The organism is Arhodomonas sp. KWT (genome assembly GCF_010993615.1).
Genome location: NZ_WNXE01000262.1, coordinates 1,473 through 2,813, shown reverse-complemented (window position 1 = coordinate 2,813; position 1,341 = coordinate 1,473). Strand labels below are relative to the sequence as shown.

The window sequence follows — 1,341 nt, the reverse complement described above, 5'->3', positions numbered from 1 at the left end:
GGAATCACTCGAAACGCAGGCTCACGCTGCCGAGCCCCTGGGCCCGGAGCGTGACGCTGTCGCCGGCCTCCACGGCCACCGCCGCGGTGATGCCCCCGGAGAGGATCAGGCTGCCCGCGGGGATGACCTCGTTGCGGCTGGCGAGCATGTTCGCGAGCAGCGCGATGCTCGCGGCCGGGTGGTTGACCACCGCCGCACCGGCGCCGACGCCCACGACCTCGCCGTTCTTCTCCAGCACCACGCCCAGGGTGCGCAGGTCCAGTGCCTCCGCCGGGGCCGCCGCCGAGCCGGTGACGAACCGGGACGACGAGGCGTTGTCCGCGATGACGCTGGGCAGGTCGAAGCGGAAGTTCTCGTAGCGGCTGTCGATGATCTCCACCGCCGGCACCACGAAGTCGGTGGCGGCGAGGACCTGGCCGACGTGGCAGCCGGGCCCGCCCAGCGCCTCGCGGGTGACGAAGGCGATCTCCGCCTCCACCCGCGGGTGGATGAGCGAGCCGGTGTCGATGGCCGCACCCTCGGGCTGCTGGAAGTAGTCCGCGAGGAAGCCGTAGATCGGCTCCTCCACGCCCATCTGGCGCATCTTGGCGTGGGAGGTGAGGCCCATCTTCATGCCCACCATCCGGTCGCCGCGGGCGGCCTTGCGCCGCCGGGTCGCCCACTGCACGGCGTAGGCGTCCTCGAAATCCATGTCCGGGTAGTCGTCGGTGATCTTGGGCACCGCGCGGGCCTGGACCTCGGCGGCGTCCAGGTGCTCGGAGAGCGCCTCGATCTGCTCGCTGCTCAGCGTGCTCATGCCTCGCCCTCCATCACGGCGGTGCCGGCCCCGGCGGACTGCTCGCGGGCACGGGCCATGTCCAGGGCGACGTCGACGATCATGTCCTCCTGGCCGCCAACCATCCGCCGCCGGCCGAGCTCCACGAGGATATCCGCGGTCTTCAGCCCATAGCGCTCCGCGGCCGACTCGGCGTGGCGCAGGAAGCTCGAGTACACGCCCGCGTAGCCAAGCGCCAGGGTCTCGCGGTCGACGCGCACCGGGCGGTCCTGCAGCGGCCGGACGATGTCGTCGGCGGCATCCATGAGCGTGTAGAGATCGCACCCGTGCGCCCAGCCCATGCGGTCGGCGGCGGCGATGAAGACCTCCAGCGGCGCGTTGCCCGCGCCGGCGCCCATGCCGGTGAGGCTGGCGTCCACGCGGTTGACCCCCTCCTCCACCGCGGCGATGGAGTTGGCCACCCCCAGCGAGAGGTTGTGGTGGGCGTGGATGCCGAGCTCCGTGGCCGGATCGAGGACGTCACGCAGGGCACGGACCCGGGCGCGGATGTCGTCCATGGTCATCGC

2 protein-coding genes are annotated in these 1,341 nt (G+C 72.0%); both read right to left on the bottom strand.

All coding sequences use genetic code 11. The annotated features are described in order from the left end of the window. Window positions 1-4 precede the first annotated feature (4 nt). The gene (dmpH, locus tag G7A99_RS17595; protein ID WP_018719570.1) at window positions 5-796 is read right to left on the bottom strand and encodes a 2-oxo-3-hexenedioate decarboxylase; all 792 of its coding nucleotides are present in this window, start codon (window positions 794-796) and stop codon (window positions 5-7) included. Further along, window positions 793-1,341: 4-hydroxy-2-oxovalerate aldolase (gene dmpG / locus G7A99_RS17590; protein ID WP_240466333.1), on the bottom strand; the 549-nt coding region annotated here is incomplete at its 5' end. The genes dmpH and dmpG, both read right to left, overlap by 4 nt.